Source organism: Duganella flavida (genome assembly GCF_009857445.1).
Lineage (GTDB): Bacteria > Pseudomonadota > Gammaproteobacteria > Burkholderiales > Burkholderiaceae_D > Rugamonas > Rugamonas flavida.
Window position 1 is genome coordinate 1 of sequence record NZ_WWCN01000028.1, and the last position, 16,459, is coordinate 16,459.

A 16,459-nucleotide genomic window follows, 5' to 3' on the forward strand; every position below is an offset into this window, starting at 1 on the left:
GCGGAAAACGCTTGCTCGTTTTCTCGCCGAAAATACCTTTCTCATGAAGAACTTCACTGAAATATATTTTCGGGACATCGACAAGAACTCCTGGACCGAAGAGAGAATTTCCGTCATTGCGATTATCCTTCAAATTCGATGACAGAGATATTCCTGTATTGGCATTTCCCGACGCAATACCAGCAGCTAATATACCTGAGAGTGCCGCTGCAGGACTCACATAAGGTGTAAATCCGACTTCGGAGCTGCCAACTATTTGTCGAGACGAATATCGATCAAGACCTGGTCGCACAACTGGAAGCTCCAGCAAACTCGCATCTATTTTAACCGGCTTTAAGTTTGTATAGTAGGAACAACCAGACAATAAGAATACGCCCAAGAAATATCCGGCATTTTTTTTAAATTTAACCATTTTTTAAAAATTAAAAATCGATAGTAGATTTATAGTTATTGAAATTCCGACAGGATCTTAAACTTTAATTTTCCGAAAGGCTGCTTATGGCCGACAGCAGTAGTCTTAAAACTTAACAACTAGCCAAATGTGATTCGCTCCAAAATCGTTATTGAAACTCATCTCGCGCTAAAATTTACTCGACGATTCGAACGGCCGATTCGATACAACAGTAGCCCACCAAAGCATGCTAACGGAATTAAGAAGCCCATTACCGAAGCAAGATAAATCGTTAGTAGTGATGCATGCATGATCTTGGCCCGACCAACCGCCATACCAGCAAGGACAAACCCAATCCATGCAACATGGATCAGCATCTCTATTACGATCCGGACCCTGTTTCCTGTCCCCATCGCCGACCACTCGTTCTGTGTCTTACTGAGATCGACGACTATGCCGCATGCGCACCGCTCCAGCGGTCTACCGATCCCATACCCAAGCAATGATCTAGTGGCTAGGTCTCTTCTGCAGATTGGACAGCGCAGAACGGTATAGACGCCCATCAAAGTTTTCCTGCAAACGAGGTTATAAAATAAAAATTACTTCAGTATATAGGGCGGGCTTTTTAATCCATTTAACCCTTCGCCAGCACATGCATAGCCCGACGCTGCTAGGGTGGTCATCAACGAAATGGGAGTGAAAAAAAATATTCAAGAGTATCCGTTTTCTAAGAAAATTCAACTCCAGCTTCTGGCCGGTTGCTGTCGAGTACACTAGCTAGGTCAACATCTTATACATAAGCATAACTGGAATAGATGCTGCGGTAAGCCCTAAGGCATAGGCGCTCAATGACAGGGATGTCTTGCGAGCCAGGTAAAGCAATCGCCAACAATACGCTCCTATACCGCCGCCAAGAAATATAAATATCAAGGATACGAAACCAAGTATGAAGAAGCCTTGGAAATCCGACGGTCTAAGTGCCAAGTATGCCACCGCGACACCAAGGGCAACCGCTACTACACCGCTTGAACCATAGGTTTTCAACCTATTATTCAGGTCAGCTTGCCTTTCTTCCATACGCTTCCTTTGTTGATTTTTCGAATGGCCGTTTCTGGCCGACTTCAGTCCATCTCCTGTCCCCGCATTCGAGTGCACTTTAACGAACAGGATACATCACAATTTGGGGTGAATTGGAATTTGAAACGCCCACGCTATAACGACAATCCAATTTCATCGGAACACATTCGAAATCAATATGCCAGCCAATATCAATGACTCCAGGTGGCGCAGGAACTATTGAAAGATATCGATATCCCACGCTGCTAACGCGAAAGCTATTTCTCGGGATTTTTATGACCTGAACTAAATAATTTTCAGCGAGATCAACGACCTCATTCGGCAGCAGCATGGGAACTTGCATATGTGGCGATGGCATAGGCAATTTATCTTCGGCCTGAACAAGACCAGCAGCAACGAAGATCAGCCCCCAAAAAACGATCTTAAACATACTTCTCCATTTTTTGAACTCATCAACACGTTAAGTCTGGTATTGGCCGATCTCGGCCTGGTCAGCTCGTACTGATTTGGCGCTGAGTTATCCCCATAAGCAAGCACATGGATCAGCGTCAATTTCGGCGATGACTTCTTCAATTGATCGCACAGCTGGCATCCGCTCGGATTTGATCGTAGGTGTCTGAAGTGGGTCTCACGGTTTTCCGTAACTCTAAACTCGTAGCGGTCCATTCCCAACAGCGTTCGCGGGACCGGTCACATTGGAGATTTGCTCCCTCTGTGTCTCGTAAGCTTGACCAACTTTTCGTAAACGCGAGCGACGCGCGGCATCTTTCGCACGCTGTGCTTTCTCTTGTCTCTTCTGACGCTTTCGAGTTGTCATGGGCATGTTCTTGATCCTTTTTATATTGTGCCGCCAACCGGGCAGCTTGCCAGCGACCTAGGACGCGTTTTCCTTCTCTACAGTTTCCCTGAAGGATTGCAGATTGCGCACTTTCTGCCGAGACGCCCCTTCTTGCAGTTGTCACTCCCACGCGTTCTCACACATATAACTCTATTTCACTTCGAACGTCATTGGGAACATTGGTCCACGCCGTCAGCTCCCCAACGTGCAACTGGACATTCATTTCGTCCTCCAGCACTTTGCTGAGGTGAGAAAACCAATGGGCAAAGCGTTTATCGTTCTTCATACCAAGCTTGAAAGCACCAGCGATATTGTCCCAATAAACTCCGGCCGCAGCACGATAAACGTACTGATAGGATGGACTGCCGCCACCATCTAATCCGACCACCAACAGCGAATTGTCAGGTGTAATCTCAATGTTCGAGACGGTTTCTAACTTCATTCAGATATCGCTCCCCGAGTGTCGGTCCGTTATTGGCCGATTTCAGCCGGTTATAGATTTCATTCCAACTTAGCGAAACCTATCGATGTGCCCAAGATTACGGCGCCAAAACCAGTAGTGCTATTACCGTTGACGTAGCCTGATGTGGAAGCATCGGTGAACTCTGCTGCGCTGCGCGCTCGAACTGACGAAATGTAAATGACAGGGTCATGAAATCCTCCATCGATACTCTCCACCAAAATCTCGGCGTCGTCATCGTATTTAGATAGCAGCTTTAGAAGGTCAGTTTTTTTCATGATTTAAGTTCAACGCTCACTTAATGGCAGCACATGGCCGAAGCAAGCCGGCACTCAGCATAGCATTTTGCATGTGGGGAAAATACACTGATTATCACAATAGTCCACCTAGGCGAATTCGTCGCTTGTACAATTAGTCCATCTCAACACATGTAAAGGGCCGTGCAATGTCTTCGTACCATGACTATCAAAAGCAAATCGCAGAACTTCAGGCGAAAGCTGAAGCCGCTCGTCATGCGGAGGTCGCCGAGGCGAAAGCTAAGATCAAGGCGATCATGAGCGAATATGGATTGACCGTAGCTGACCTTGGCGGTGCGTCCCGGCAAGCGCCTAAGACTCCTCGCAAACCCGTAGAGATTAAATACAAGGATGAGGCAACTGGCGACACCTGGACTGGCCGCGGTCGCGCACCAAAGTGGCTCGAAGGTAAAGATAAGAATCAATACCTGATTCGATGATCAGTCGATGGTGCGCTTTCTGCTCTTTATCAAGCATCAGTTTGTTCAGCCATTTCAAGCGCCTCATCAACTTCTATTCCAAGGTATCGGACCGTACTTTCTAGACGTGTATGTCAAAGTAAGAGCTGGACTGCGCGCAGGTTCTTCGTCCGCCGATAAATAAGCGTGGGCTGAGTACGACGCAGAGTATGCGTGCTGTATGCCGTAGGATCGAGGCCGATTTCTTCGAACCACTGATGTACGATGCGGGCATACTGCCTGGTTGAAATATGTGGTGAATCTCCGATCCGGCTCGGGAACAGATAATCGTTGTGCCTCAGGCCAGCAGAACTGATCCACTGAACCAGACTCTTCCGAGTGCCTGCGGTGAGCTCAAACTGCACCGGGTGCTTTGTCTTTTGTTGCATCACAGTAGCGCGGCTGGCCACGTGGTTGCAGTGGCAAATGTCCTGCACACGCAGTTGCACCAGATCGCAACCACGCAATTTGCTGTCGATAAACGCCCCTCCCCGCAAGGGGATCCGCTCCATTTATTCCACGACCGTTGTCCCCACCCTGCGCCTATATCGTGTGGGGAGGGGCACTGGTCACAAGTTCCTTTGTAGCCCGTTTCGATTTCATTTCATCGACGATCGCAGGCCTGATCAAGCCAAATTCATTCACGGCGTAGTCCTCAATCAGCTTTCGGAGATCGCGCGGGGTATTGAGGAATACATCCATTTCATCGACCTTCTGCGCTCGCACCTTTTCCAGTTCTTCTACCAAGGCCAAATTCTTGGCTTCCAACTCAGCGATTCTCCTCTGTAGAACGGCTCGTGCCGCATTGCGGTACTTCGGGGCAGTGTCGTTGTGCATTCGGCGTTGCACATTCTTGGCTTCACTGAACGCCTCAGCAACGACCTTCCGGCCACCCCACTCTTTCTGAGCGAGAATCTGGCGATTAAAACCGTGCCCGAACTTTTTCTTCGAATGTGCAATGACGTTTTCCCACGTGACGGGAATCTTGTTATCCGGGAACAGCTCAATCATCTTGACTATCTTCCTAGCCAACTGCTCTGTGAGTATTTCCTTTCTTCCGGCCATAGTCAGTCTCCTTCCTCTCTGTCATCTGGTTCGACCAGATGCCGCTCGTCCTTCAGACCCAACGCTGTCGGCGCGAATTGGGGATATTTCGCAACCAGCTTTTTCTCATCCCGCGCTACCTGGTCCCGCCCTCCGTGGCTGTCAAGCGCAACCTCAAGCAGCGAATCTGCGTGCTGGGTCGGATTCCGATACTTGATGAACGAGCCGCTTGGCCGATTCGTGTCGTCCAGGATTTTGACGACCTCTCTTGTGACAAACGCCTCCTCAAGCCTTCTGGCAAATAGCTTGTCCTTGATTAGATGTTTGATCTGATGAAATTCCTCAATCAAATGCGTTGCGAGTTGTTCCAACGAGGAAGGACTCATTCCTTTCTCTGCCAATGTCAGCATGTGTTCGCCGAGTGCATCTTGATCATCGGCAATACCTCGGTTATGCGTATGTGCCAGATTTTCTAAATGGCGCACGATAGACGAAAATACTTGACGCGCGACCTTCCGTGTCTCGTCGTTCGTCGGAATATGACCTTTCACGTAAGCGGCTTCGTTGCACGTTACGCACGAGGTCACCAACGAATTGCTATAGTTCCGGCAAGGCTTTTCGTGGTGCTGGTGGAAACAAACACCGAAGCGTTGGGGATAAATGATGATGATCCCACGACTGGACTTGGCAATTGGCCGATTTTCTGAGGCTTGAACGATCAAATCCATTGACGACATCGCGATGCCCACATCGTGTGCCGTTACGATGGCAGTCTTGAGCCCGAAGCTGTCTTCCAGTTTTTCGACTGCAGCAAGGCCATTCGACAGGTCGGCCAGCTCGTTGAGTCTCGGGGGCTCGGGCATCTTGGAGAACTCGGCTAAATTTTCGGCGGTTCGGAAATCGTAAAACTTGAGTTGCGCAAGGCGACAGCGGTTAGCCCACTTGTTTATCAGGACGTCCGATAGCTTTTCGCCGTGGATCAAGGCCATGGTGGTGAGCCACTTGCGAGGGTCGTGAGTGTCCAACTCCGCGATCTGAATCTTGCCGTTGACCGGCATGGTGATCCTGAGTTTTTCGAAGAGGGTAGGCGGGCGCGTCTGGTTTCTATCACAGTCTGTGAGCTTAAATCGCGTGCGAATCAAATGGTAATTGATGGCATGCGGTAGATAGGGCGTTTCTTCTGGATCGAATAGAAAGAGCATCTTCGATAGGTCGCCCTCGTAGTGGTTTAGTTGCGTTACTTTGCGGCACTCCGCCAGGGCTTGGTGGACTCTCTTAAGCAGGCGTTTCTCGATGGTATCCCAAGGTAGGAAGTCGATTACTGGCCTAGAAGTGCGTCGCCCGTTTTCTTGAAAAAGGACTGGATTCGGGGCCTTGAAGGCTTCAGTTTTGAGTTCGCTGAAGAATCTACTTGCGCTGCTCGTGTGTGCACAAGGGGGCGGATTCTCTGTGAGAAGAATAATTTTTGCGAGCATTACCCTACTGAGGTTTTGGCCCCGCAAGTATTCCAGTTCTGGGGGGAGGTATAGCGTGGTCGGATGCTTCTGATACCACTCAACAAGCATCCGCGAGCGCTTTCCGTGCTCCAGGACAACGCCCGTCGTGTAATGGAATGCGTCAATCATAAAGTTGAGAACCGGCTTGGCACTCCATTCGGCCCCCTTTGATCCCTTCATCGTCACAAGCAGCATCTGGTGGGCGCGGTGCACGGCGTCCAGTTCGCCAATTGGTTTTTGCACATAGTCATTGACTGTCACATGGTCATCGATGCTGGAGCACAGAATTTCGTTGATCCGTGACGGTGCGCACAATGCCCGGGTATGCGCCGCTATTGCCAAACGATCTACAACACTAAGGCGCGGGTCATTGTCGATGAGCGCGTTGAGTGCATCGCTGAACGCCTCTACCTTACGGTCAAGGAGATAGCCGCCCTCGGCATGCCTGTCCGCTCGACGGTTTTTTGCAATTTTTCTCAGCTCGGCTTTGACCTCGGCACGAATGTGGAACCCCAGACGGGCCAGAACACCTTTCGCACCTAGTTGGGTGGTCTGTGTTGCCACAGTAGTTAAAATGGATATGCCTCGGTTTGCGAAGCCTGGATTTGCCCTGGCCTTGTCCAGGCTGTCCGATTCAATTTTCCGAAGGTCCTGAAGCGTGAGGTCGAAGAGACTATGGGCGGGCGCGGAGGCCAGCATTCGGAAGGCATTTACTGCGCCGCTTACGTTCCGATTCCCGGCGATAACCATTTCCGCTACCAGGCACCTCAAGGCTTCGCGATAACTGACATCCTTTGCTGCGAAATCCGCCAATGGTTCGGTGAAATGCCAATCCGGTTGTTTCATCCCGTAAAGCGTCCGGATGGGCCAGTGGTCAGCCTCGAAATCGATCTTCGAAAAGCGCATGGTCATACGCTTCTTGGTCTCGGCAAGCCAGTTATCCAGAGCCTGCCTCCGCAGGACCAAGTCAAAGTCGATAGGATTGCTCATGGCCGGATCCCCTTCCGCATAGCATCCTGATAGCGATCCGCGGCATGCATCACTAGCATGATTCGGTTCTTCGCAGTTCGACCTCGTTCCACCATGTGCTCAAAGGGTTTCCCTCTTTTCTTAAGCTCCTCGATTTCCCTCTGCACAATATTAAGATTGAGGCTGTGATCCGCGTCCCAGCATGGAATGAACCGGAAGCAGCTGTAACAGGTAATCGGAGCGTAGCTGCACACAATGTCTTTTCCGCATTCGCCCGTTTCCTCGATTATTCCGGTTTCCAAATCCTCTGATCGAATCGTCTTGCCGGCTGGGACTGAATCGTTCTTTGAGCGAAAACGCTCAAAGGCCGGGAGATGCTCCGCAAAGGCTGGCCGCATCGCATCAGACAGTTCATTGATCAGGCCATGGAAGGCGATATCTACGTAGGCATGGCAGATGATTGGACTGGCATGTTTCAGCACTGCCTGAATGGTCCCAGCAGACGCGCCGGTTTGCGCGAGGAGCGTCCCGACGGTATGCCGCAATGCATTAGCGCTCAGCGTCAAGTGGTCATCATCGAACAACTTCTTGATCTGCTCCGAGTATCCAGCACTAAATTTGGCAGCGTTATCGTACATGCCATAATTGTTGCTCGCGTAATCATTTACCCTTATCGACCCGTTCGCTTTTAGTCTTCGCACGGGAAAGAGCGCAAGTTTTGCAATGTCTTGCTCATCCACCAGGTGGCCATAGGTGGTGATGATGTTCTGCCGCTGCTTTTTCAACAGAACGCCTAAGGCTTCATTGATCTGGTAGCGAATTTTGTCCGGCTGGCGCACGCCGCTCTTTGCAGGAATGATGTGAATGAAATACTTGCCTGAATCCATTTCCAGATCCCCAACCCGAATCTGCCGATAGGACTCCGGGCGGCAGAACACTGCAAACGCGAGATGGACAAAGCTGTAGTGCCCGATATCCATCGAGTGGGTGTCGTAAGCTGCGTCGCATAGGTTAAGGATGCGCGCGACGGCAGCCTGGCTCAGCGCTCTGGCCAGAATTCGGTCAATCTGAATGCCATGTCGACCCTTTTTAGGCTCCAACAATGGGAAGTCGCTTGAATGCAGTCCCTTGACAAACAAGGGCGAATACGGGTCTGCAGCGAATTGTCTTTTTAAAACCCTTAAGCTAAGGGAGGGCAGCTTCTCCTTTGTCGCACCGAGGCACATGAGGAACCCCTCGTCAATGGTGGCGATTTTTGAATCGAAAAGCTTGAGGTCTATGACTTTACGGAAAAGGTTTTTTAGGTGACTAACCTCGGTATCGATTGTCCGCAAAATAACCTTATTGCTTCGCTCGATAAAGTGATCCTTGACGTGCAGCAGAAAGTTGTCTTCAAAGCCTTGCCGCAGACTTGAAAGATCGATGGCGATGATTTTTGATCGCCGGTCGTCATCAGTTCCAATCGTTTCGGACATGGAGAAGATAAACGGTTCGTTATCTTCCCACTCAACGACTGTATTTCCTATGGTTCTATATGCCATTTTTTACATCCTTGCTCTGATTCTTCGCCCTAACTGCATTCAGCAGTCGTTGGTTGAATTCCATCAATATAATATTGCCGTTATCAGATAAGGCACGAGCAGCATATAGCTCTGGCATATTGCTTTCCTTGGTCCAGCCGAAACGATGTTTCATTTCATCTTTGATACGATCTGGCACGCCCATGTATTGAATAGGTCTAGCTGTATCGTGCTCCTTTGCGTACTCCACGGTTTTATGAGCAAGAAAAAAACTCGCCGCTGAGTGACGTAGGACGTATCCATAGAAGTCGTATTGTTTCTTGTTTAGGAAGTAGGGATCGTCGCCGATGTCCAGCAATCCCTGCTCTGTAAGTTGCAGCCCAAGGCGGTTGAACATTCCGCTGATGCTCGCACGATGCTTGACCGATTGACCTTTCGAGTTCAAGAAAAGAAATCCATCGCTATTGTTTTTCAGTCGTTTCATCAACACGGCCGAACGTTCAATGTCGATGTATTCCTGTATGGCCTTTACGGTGAAAGGCCAAAGCTGGATCATCGTTTCGCTGGCGTTATTGACCTGCGTGGTGTCGCCCATTTTCAGCAAGGGCGTGCCAGTCGTGATCTTCTCGGTTCGCTTGGCACGGTTGTCGATGATAACAAGATGACCCGATTTTGGCCTAAAGTCTGCTCGAGCAATATTGCCGAGCATCCCAGGACGCAGCCCCTCGCATGAAAGCAGAGTCATCGCACGATCGCGCAAAATAGTTCGCGATACTTTCCCTGATTCGTTGAGGAAGAGATCTTCAGGCCGGATGACAACCGCCTCGATGATCCCAAGAAACTTACTGGTCGGAAGACTTTTGATGTTGTGGTGATGATTCTGTTTCGTACCGCTGATGCTCGTCCTCAGTTGATGGCAGGTCTTGTCGTATTCGTACTTAAGCTCCTCGCGAACCGCACTGGAACGGATGTGCGGTAACAGCATGACATCAAGATAGGTCTTCAGGTATTTCGCAATATAGTGCATGCGCTTGCTCGCGGTGTTTGGTTCGATCGCATCAGGCAAATCCTTCGGCGCTTTACCAGCCTTGGCGCTCGTGATCAGGACGATTTTCTTATCGCCCATTGATTCGATCTCGGGCAACGGCCGGTAGCACAATGCCCCGAGATTCTTGGCTTCGTCATAAGTGAGGCAGCGCCCCTCGATAGCACGAAGAGCCAATTCAATCCGATGAGCCTTGCTGAATCGATCAAGAATCCGCAAGGACTGGGCCGCCAGCTCGCGGCTGTTCGGATTGCTGAACATATCGGTCAGAAATTTACTGAACGGGTAATGAATCGCCCCATCTTCATGGAGCATCAGGTAATTCTTACGCGCGACAGCTTGTCTCATAAGGCACCAAAATTTAGCCTAACTGAAACCAGTTTATTTTGATCTTAAAGAAATTCAATAGAAATCAAATGATAGAAAATCTTCTCTATGTTAAACAACGTGTTGCGTAATTAATTTACGTATTGACTCCACTTCCATCATACGATTTCATCGATGCCGCGGTCTTCGATATCGGGCGCGATACTGGCCACCGCTTCCTTGAACAGGCGCGAGTAATGGCGATACGCGTCGAAGGTGACCGGCAGCAGGATGGCGTCCGGCGCCAGCTTGGCCGCCTTCATCATCCCCATCGCCGACCCGACGCCCAGCGCACGCGCCTCGTAAGTAGCCGTGGTAATCACGCCACGGCCGACGTAATCACGCAGGCGGGCGAAGCTGTGCGTGCCATCAGCCTGCTTGACCGGCATGCGCTCGCGGCCGCCGATCACCACTGGCAGGCCGCGCAATTCCGGATAGCGCAGCAGCTCGACGGAGGCGTAAAACGCATCCATGTCGAGGTGGGCAATACGGCGCTCGGCGTCAGCCATGATACGGAAAGGATACTGTAAATAAACACAGTATCTCCGGAAAGCCGCCATCATGCAAGTTGTCGGTGATACACTCTTTTCATGACCAAACGCCTGACCGCCCTTGTGTTGGCCGCGTGGCTGCCGCTCGCGGGCGTGCAGGGCGCGGTGCTGGATGCCGCCTGCCCTGCGGCTTCCGTCGGCGTTAGCGACCTCGGCTACTCGGCCTATCTCGACGGCGACATCATCCGCGGCAGCAGCATCGATGTGCTGAGCGAAGTCCAGCGCCGCAGCGGCTGCCGGCTGATCGTCCGCTGGTATCCGCGCAGCCGGCTGTATGCACAATTCTTCAACAACGAACTGGATGTGGCCGGCGCCTCGGCGCGCACGCCTGAACGCGATCGCTACGGCGTGTTCCTGCCTTACACCTACACCCATTTTGAACTGCTGTTGCTGAACAAGGACGCCGGCAAGTTCCGCAGCCTGGCCGAATTTGTCGAGCAAAGTTCGGCCCGCCTGAACATCACGCGCGGCATCGTCTACACGGCGGACACCCAGCGCCAGCTGGACCGCTTGCAGCAGCTGGGGCGGCTGGAATACGTCAACGACTACACCGTGGTGTTCCGCAAAATTTTGGCCGGCCGCGCCGAGGGCACGCTGGCGCCGCCCAGCATCCACCTGATGAATCAGCGCCAGTTCGGCATGCTCGGCAAGATGAGCGCCAGCTCCGTGGCCGAAGCGCCGCGCCTGCTGGTGGGTCTGTACGTGTCGAAAAAAGTGCCGGCCGAGGTGGTGCAGCGCTATGCCGATGCGCTGCGTTCCATCGTCCTCGACGGCACCATGCAGAAATTCTACGAAGGCTATCTCGGCATCGACGCCACGCGCCGCCTGTACAGCGACGGCACGCGCGAAATCCTCGACGCCCTGCCGCCGCCGCGCTAGCTGCGTCGTACTGCGGTGACCACCAGCAGAGCTCCTGCGGCGAGGCTGGCGGCAATCAGGTACATGCCACTGGCGGTACTACCGGTCAGGTCGCGGATCGCACCGACCAGATACGGCGCCACAAAACCAGCCAGGTTGCCGACCGAGTTGATCATCGCAATCCCGGCCGCTGCCGCCGCACCGCCCAGCATGGCGGTCGGCAAGCTCCAGAATATCGGGAAGGTGCTAAGGATGCCAGCCGTGGCCAAGCTCAGCGCCGCCAGCGCAATCGTGGTGTTGTCGCTGTAGAGCGTGGCAAGCACCAGTCCCAGCGCACCGGCCAGCGCGGCAAACGCGGTATGCCAGCGCCGCTCGCCCGTGCGGTCCGAATGGCGCGCGGCCAGCACCATGCTCACCGCCGCCACACCGTACGGCACCGCCGACAGCAGGCCGATGTCGAACACGTCGGTCACGCCGCTGTTCTTGATCAGCTGCGGCAGCCAGAAGCTCACGCCATACAAGCCCATCACACACAGGAAGTAGACCAGCGCCAGCAGCCACACCTTGCCGCTACCGAATAGCCGGGCCAGCGGCAGGTGCTGCTGCTCTTTGCGGTCGGCGGCGATTTCGCGCTCCAGTGTTTGCTTGTCGCCCTCGCTGAGCCAGCACGCGGCGCGGATGCTGTCATCGAGATAGAACAAAGTCCACACGCCCAGCAGCACCGAGGGCAGGCCCTCCAGCAGGAACAGCCACTGCCAGCCGCTCCAGCCATTGACACCGGCGAACGCCTTCATGATCCAGCCCGACAGCGGCCCGCCGACCACGCCGGCCACCGCCACCCCACTCATGAACAGCGCCACCATGCGCGCGCGGCGCTGGGCCGGATACCAGTAGGTCAGGTACAGGATGATGCCGGGGAAGAAGCCAGCCTCCGCCACGCCGAGCAGGAAACGCAGCACATAAAAGCTGGCGGCGCTGGTGGTGAACATCAGCGCCGACGAGATCACGCCCCAGCTGATCATGATGCGAGCGATCCAGATGCGCGCGCCGGTGCGTGTCATCAGCAGGTTGGACGGCACCTCGAACAGGAAGTAGCCAATGAAGAAGATGCCGGCCCCGGCGCCGTACACGGCGTCGCTGAATTGCAGCGCGGCCTGCATCTGCAATTTGGCGAAGCCGACGTTGACGCGGTCCAGGTAAGCGGCGACAAAGCACAAAAACAGGAAAGGCATGAGGCGCCGGCTAACCCGGCTGTACAGTTGATCAAGATTGTTATTCATGAATTTTCTAAATAATTTTCAAAAATGCTTGCGGAAGTGAATCGGCGTCCTATAGAATACGGCCTCGTTCAGCAGTTGTAGCAGTTAAATGAAACAACGCTGATAAGTTTTCTGGGTGCTTAGCTCAGTTGGTAGAGCGGCGCCCTTACAAGGCGTAGGTCGGGAGTTCGAGCCTCTCAGCACCCACCAGAAAACTTAAAAAACGAATTGGAGCGGTAGTTCAGTTGGTTAGAATACCGGCCTGTCACGCCGGGGGTCGCGGGTTCGAGCCCCGTCCGCTCCGCCAATATTCAGAAGAAGGCCCGATGTTCGCATCGGGCCTTTTTCATTTTCTCACTGTGCTTTCTGAACAACAGATGCACAGCAGCAGCACAAAACCGGCGACAATGTCTCACCCCCCAATCCCTGTCCCGGAGTTCCCTTGATTTTCGGTTTCCTCAAATCGCCCGAGATGTCGCCGCGTTTGCTGCGCCTGAAAGAATCAGCCCTGTTCTCGACGCTGACGCCGCTCGAACTTAAAATCGTGGACCGCCTGATGCACGAGCGCCGCTACCTGGCCGACGAAATCATTTTTGACGAAGGCGAGGAAGGCCAGGCCTTGTATCTGGTGATGTCGGGCCGCGTGATCATCAGCCGCCATCTCGATGCGGGACGCGAAGTGGTGGCCGAACTGTCGGCTGGTTCCTTCTTCGGCGACCTGGCCCTGCTCGACAACTCGCCGCGCAATGCGCAAACGCGCGCGCTGGACAACTGCGAGCTGGCCGTATTCTTCCGCGCCGACTTCATGGGTCTGATGGAAACCGATCCCGTGATTGGCTACAAAATCTCGCTGGCCCTGGCACGCCACATCGGCCGCCGCCTGCGCGACTGGATGACCGGCAAACCGCAAATCGAGGCGCTATGAATTTGCTGCCGACCCAACAGCGCGGCGGGCCGGTGGTGTGGAGCGGCATCATCGCCGCCACCTGCGTGCTGCTATTCCTGCTGCAGCAGATGTTGTTCCTGGCGATTCCGTTTTTGCTCGGCATCGTGCTGTACTACATCCTGCAACCGCCGGCGCAGCGCCTGGTGCGCATGGGCTTCAGCCAGAATGCGGCCACGCTGCTGGTCGGTGCGGTATTCCTGCTGATCGTCACGCTGGCCGTGATGGCGGCGGTGTTCTGGAAATCCTCGCCCGACACCTCGTGGCAAGACATGCTGGGCATCTACCTGCAAGGCGGACTGGACTTCGTGCGCCACACGCTGACGGCGCTGGAAGAACAATTCCCCATCCTGCGCCAAGTGCAGCTGGCCGACACCATCAACCAGCGCATGAGTGAATTCACCGGCGCCTTCATCCAGTCGCACCTGACCGACATCCTGGTGTCGGCGGTGGGCTGGCTGCCGTCGCTGCTGCTGGCGCCATTCCTGACCTTCTTCTTTTTGCGCGATGGCCTGCGCTTCAAAAAGTTCTTAGCACGCGCCGTGCCGAACGCCTTCTTCGAACGCACCCTGTGCCTGCTGCATGAAGTCGACCAGACCGCACACCGCTACTTCCAGGGCCTGATCCGCCTGACCATGCTCGACACCGTCGTGCTGGCGTTCGGCCTGTGGGCCATCGGCGTGTCCTCGCCGATGGTGCTGGGCCTAATTGCTGCGGTGCTGGCGTGGGTGCCGTACGTGGGCTCGATTGTGGGCTGCGTGCTGGTGGTTATGGTGGCCTCGACCGATGCGCCGGCCGATCCGTCGGTGGCCTACCTGGCGATCGGCGTATTCATCTGCGTGCGCCTGCTGGATGACTTCGTGTTCATGCCGCTGACGCTGGGCCGCAGCCTGCACATCCATCCGCTGATCACCGTGCTGATGATCTTCATCGGCGGCTCGGTGGCCGGGGTGGCGGGCCTGATGCTAGTACTGCCACTGCTAGGCGTGGTGATGGTCATCGGTGAAACACTGGGCCGCCTGATCACCGACCCACGCCTGCGCGCCCGCCACCGCAACGCCATGGACCTGCGCGCCAAACAAGCCAGCTACGATTTGAATTCCTGAGATTTACAACAAATCGTCGGCAATGCCGATCGCCTCTTGCGCGCTATCGCATAAGCGCCCGGCTTGGGCGATAGCGAATTCCGCAATGGCACGTGTGAGCTCGCGTTCGCCATCCTGGTAGAGATCGGCTGCCGCCAACGCCAGCGCATGCTGTTGCACACCATCGCGCAAGCGCCGGCACTCGCGCAGCAGTAATTGACGATCAATGCCACAACGCTGGGCAAAGTCTGCCAAGTCAAACGCCCTGACCTGGTCCAGATTAAACTGGTCGCCAAACGCCATTGCCAATTCGTGGGAAAACTGCGGGTACTGCACCACGCTCACCAAGTCATACCAAGGCGCCGCTTGCAAGCCGGTACGATGCACGAAGAAGGAAAAGTTCTTACCATGTGCATCGCTGTTGCCAATCACCAGCTGGAACAAAGCCCAGCGCAGCATCGCCAACTTGTCGACCGCTTTACGGTTGACGAACTCCAGCAAGCCAAACAGCACCGGCAAGCTGACACCATCCCGATACAGCGCCGCATCGCCTACGCTGCCGATATTGCGCTCATATTTAAAACTCACGGGAAGGTCGGCTGCCTGACAGGCATCGATGATGTGCTTGCGTACTACCCGCACTTCGCCACCGGGTACGATGGTCCGGTCGAAGCGGGTCACCGCCAGCACCGGCCTTGGCGTACGCAAAATGGCCACCGGTGCGGCAGGTAGTCCCAGCGCGGCGGCCAGGGTCATGCAGAAATGTTCGTTGGCCACCATGTACGGCAGCCGTTCTTCGGCGGGCTGCGGCTTCAGAATATGAGTCGAGGCCAGCGGGAAATCGGGCAGATACATGCTGCCGCCATCCATGCAGACCAGCAGCTTGTCCTGATAGCCCGCCACCGACATGCGCAGCTTGCCGTCCCATTCAATCAATGGCCGTTGCGCGCGGTCCGCGATCCGCTGATCCAGCTCCGCGAGCGAAATTTCGCGCCGTCCGATCGCCGGCTGCCCCAGCGTGCCATCCACGCTTTGCGGCAAGAAGCGGAATGCTCCCGTGGTTTCCGCGCCCAATGCATGGATCAATCCAAATACATTGCTCTTGGCGATGCCCTGGCTGGAGGCGACGATATCCAGTGCATGTCCCTCCGGCAGCAAATTCTCCAGAAAACGCCGCACTGTTCCAGACGCGATCTCCGCACTCAGCGACATGGCCGGCGACAGGGGAAATGCGTCAGGATCGGCTAACCAGTCCGCCGAATAGCGCAGTGACCATCGTTCCTCCACCGGCGCATATTCAATGTCTGCAATGAGACGCTTGTCCATCCATAAACACAGCAGGTGGGAAGAGGTACTCATAGCGTGTCTTGAGGCAAGCGCTTGAGGAAGTCGTGATCTTTCGGCGCGATGACCAGGGTCAAGCCCAGTCCATCCAGCACCGCCAGCAATTTATCGGTGCGCACGCCGCCGGCGCCATTTTCCAGGCGCGACAACAAGTCTACCGACACCCCGTTCAGCGCGGCGGCATCGTCTATCCTCAACCCTTGCTGTTTGCGATGGGCGCGTACCTGCTTCCCGATATCAGCGGTATCTCTCACCATTTGAACCGCAGGTAGCGGGGCTTTAGTCAATTCAGTCATTTCGGACTTTCAGAAATTTTTACCCTTGGAATAGTATATATGAGTAATTTCTGATTTTCCGATATTTTCTGTTGAGCGCAACAGATATTCAATTATTTCCGTAATTCCGAAATAAAAAGCCCAAAAGTTGTTGCCAACTTTTGGGCTTGAGCATGAAGACTGA

15 protein-coding genes, 2 tRNA genes and 2 pseudogenes are annotated in these 16,459 nt (G+C 54.0%); 6 read left to right on the plus strand and 13 right to left on the minus strand.

Annotation, left to right across the window (positions count from 1 at the left end; translation table 11 throughout):
* From GTP46_RS27900 to GTP46_RS27915, 4 genes are all read right to left on the minus strand, one after another.
* Positions 1–412 (minus strand): hypothetical protein (locus tag GTP46_RS27900; protein ID WP_161009904.1); only part of this gene is annotated, 412 nt, incomplete at its 3' end.
* 1,135 nt (positions 413–1,547) lie between these two features.
* Positions 1,548–1,898 carry a hypothetical protein gene (locus GTP46_RS27905; protein ID WP_161009905.1) on the minus strand — a complete coding sequence of 117 codons (351 nt, stop codon included), beginning with the start codon at positions 1,896–1,898 and terminating at the stop codon, positions 1,548–1,550.
* Between the two features lie 544 nt (positions 1,899–2,442).
* A complete protein-coding gene (locus GTP46_RS27910) occupies positions 2,443–2,748 on the minus strand; it encodes a hypothetical protein (protein ID WP_161009906.1) in 306 nt (101 codons plus the stop codon).
* 59 nt (positions 2,749–2,807) lie between these two features.
* A complete protein-coding gene (locus tag GTP46_RS27915; RefSeq protein ID WP_161009907.1) occupies positions 2,808–3,044 on the minus strand; it encodes a hypothetical protein in 237 nt (78 codons plus the stop codon).
* Positions 3,045–3,211: 167 nt separating this feature from the next.
* On the opposite strand from GTP46_RS27915, the gene GTP46_RS27920 reads away from it, so the two are divergent.
* Complete coding sequence (locus tag GTP46_RS27920; RefSeq protein ID WP_161009908.1) at positions 3,212–3,502, plus strand: H-NS histone family protein; 291 nt, start codon at positions 3,212–3,214, stop codon at positions 3,500–3,502.
* Positions 3,503–3,531: 29 nt separating this feature from the next.
* Here GTP46_RS27920 and GTP46_RS27925 read toward each other — a convergent pair.
* From GTP46_RS27925 to GTP46_RS27950, 6 genes and pseudogenes are all read right to left on the minus strand, one after another.
* Positions 3,532–3,999 (minus strand): annotated as a pseudogene (locus tag GTP46_RS27925) (tyrosine-type recombinase/integrase); the annotation flags it as partial.
* Positions 4,000–4,063: 64 nt separating this feature from the next.
* Entirely contained in the window at positions 4,064–4,531 is a 468-nt protein-coding gene (locus tag GTP46_RS27930) for a hypothetical protein (RefSeq protein ID WP_161009909.1), read from the minus strand.
* 56 nt (positions 4,532–4,587) lie between these two features.
* Positions 4,588–7,050: a hypothetical protein gene (locus GTP46_RS27935; RefSeq protein WP_161009910.1), complete on the minus strand. Its 2,463-nt coding sequence runs from the start codon at positions 7,048–7,050 to the stop codon at positions 4,588–4,590.
* Positions 7,047–8,570: a tyrosine-type recombinase/integrase gene (locus tag GTP46_RS27940; protein ID WP_161009911.1), complete on the minus strand. Its 1,524-nt coding sequence runs from the start codon at positions 8,568–8,570 to the stop codon at positions 7,047–7,049. The genes GTP46_RS27935 and GTP46_RS27940 overlap by 4 nt, the downstream gene beginning before the upstream one ends.
* Positions 8,560–9,942 (minus strand): site-specific integrase, encoded by a 1,383-nt coding sequence (locus GTP46_RS27945; protein ID WP_161009912.1) that lies wholly within the window; start codon positions 9,940–9,942, stop codon positions 8,560–8,562. The genes GTP46_RS27940 and GTP46_RS27945 overlap by 11 nt, the downstream gene beginning before the upstream one ends.
* A 143-nt stretch (positions 9,943–10,085) precedes the next feature.
* Positions 10,086–10,469 (minus strand): annotated as a pseudogene (locus GTP46_RS27950) (DNA polymerase Y family protein); the annotation flags it as partial.
* Positions 10,470–10,550: 81 nt separating this feature from the next.
* Between GTP46_RS27950 and GTP46_RS27955 the strand changes: the two are divergent.
* Positions 10,551–11,390 (plus strand): substrate-binding periplasmic protein, encoded by an 840-nt coding sequence (locus tag GTP46_RS27955; protein WP_161009913.1) that lies wholly within the window; start codon positions 10,551–10,553, stop codon positions 11,388–11,390.
* On the opposite strand, the gene GTP46_RS27960 is transcribed toward GTP46_RS27955, so the two are convergent.
* Entirely contained in the window at positions 11,387–12,649 is a 1,263-nt protein-coding gene (locus tag GTP46_RS27960) for an MFS transporter (protein ID WP_161009914.1), read from the minus strand. The genes GTP46_RS27955 and GTP46_RS27960 overlap by 4 nt on opposite strands.
* Positions 12,650–12,762: 113 nt before the next feature.
* Here GTP46_RS27960 and GTP46_RS27965 point away from each other — a divergent pair.
* From GTP46_RS27965 to GTP46_RS27980, 4 genes are all read left to right on the plus strand, one after another.
* A tRNA-Val gene (locus tag GTP46_RS27965) sits at positions 12,763–12,838 on the plus strand.
* Positions 12,839–12,858: 20 nt separating this feature from the next.
* Positions 12,859–12,935, plus strand: a tRNA-Asp gene (locus tag GTP46_RS27970).
* Positions 12,936–13,070: 135 nt separating this feature from the next.
* Positions 13,071–13,553, plus strand: a complete 483-nt coding sequence (locus tag GTP46_RS27975; RefSeq protein WP_161009915.1) for a cyclic nucleotide-binding domain-containing protein — start codon at positions 13,071–13,073, stop codon at positions 13,551–13,553.
* On the plus strand, positions 13,550–14,677 hold the full coding sequence (locus GTP46_RS27980; protein ID WP_161009916.1) for an AI-2E family transporter: 1,128 nt from the start codon (positions 13,550–13,552) through the stop codon (positions 14,675–14,677). The genes GTP46_RS27975 and GTP46_RS27980 overlap by 4 nt, the downstream gene beginning before the upstream one ends.
* Positions 14,678–14,680: 3 nt before the next feature.
* Here the strand turns inward: GTP46_RS27980 and GTP46_RS27985 are convergent, their stop codons facing one another.
* Entirely contained in the window at positions 14,681–16,015 is a 1,335-nt protein-coding gene (locus GTP46_RS27985; RefSeq protein ID WP_161009917.1) for a HipA domain-containing protein, read from the minus strand.
* A complete protein-coding gene (locus GTP46_RS27990; RefSeq protein WP_229259139.1) occupies positions 16,012–16,257 on the minus strand; it encodes a helix-turn-helix domain-containing protein in 246 nt (81 codons plus the stop codon). The genes GTP46_RS27985 and GTP46_RS27990 overlap by 4 nt, the downstream gene beginning before the upstream one ends.
* Between the last annotated feature and the right edge of the window lie 202 nt (positions 16,258–16,459).

Coding starts and splice junctions, on each gene's coding strand:
- GTP46_RS27905 (WP_161009905.1), bottom strand. CDS start 1,898: ATGTTTAAGATCGTTTTTTGGGGGCTGATCTTCGTTGCTGCTGGTCTT.
- GTP46_RS27910 (WP_161009906.1), bottom strand. CDS start 2,748: ATGAAGTTAGAAACCGTCTCGAACATTGAGATTACACCTGACAATTCG.
- GTP46_RS27915 (WP_161009907.1), bottom strand. CDS start 3,044: ATGAAAAAAACTGACCTTCTAAAGCTGCTATCTAAATACGATGACGAC.
- GTP46_RS27920 (WP_161009908.1), top strand. CDS start 3,212: ATGTCTTCGTACCATGACTATCAAAAGCAAATCGCAGAACTTCAGGCG.
- GTP46_RS27930 (WP_161009909.1), bottom strand. CDS start 4,531: ATGATTGAGCTGTTCCCGGATAACAAGATTCCCGTCACGTGGGAAAAC.
- GTP46_RS27935 (WP_161009910.1), bottom strand. CDS start 7,050: ATGAGCAATCCTATCGACTTTGACTTGGTCCTGCGGAGGCAGGCTCTG.
- GTP46_RS27940 (WP_161009911.1), bottom strand. CDS start 8,570: ATGGCATATAGAACCATAGGAAATACAGTCGTTGAGTGGGAAGATAAC.
- GTP46_RS27945 (WP_161009912.1), bottom strand. CDS start 9,942: ATGAGACAAGCTGTCGCGCGTAAGAATTACCTGATGCTCCATGAAGAT.
- GTP46_RS27955 (WP_161009913.1), top strand. CDS start 10,551: ATGACCAAACGCCTGACCGCCCTTGTGTTGGCCGCGTGGCTGCCGCTC.
- GTP46_RS27960 (WP_161009914.1), bottom strand. CDS start 12,649: ATGAATAACAATCTTGATCAACTGTACAGCCGGGTTAGCCGGCGCCTC.
- GTP46_RS27980 (WP_161009916.1), top strand. CDS start 13,550: ATGAATTTGCTGCCGACCCAACAGCGCGGCGGGCCGGTGGTGTGGAGC.
- GTP46_RS27985 (WP_161009917.1), bottom strand. CDS start 16,015: ATGAGTACCTCTTCCCACCTGCTGTGTTTATGGATGGACAAGCGTCTC.
- GTP46_RS27990 (WP_229259139.1), bottom strand. CDS start 16,257: ATGGTGAGAGATACCGCTGATATCGGGAAGCAGGTACGCGCCCATCGC.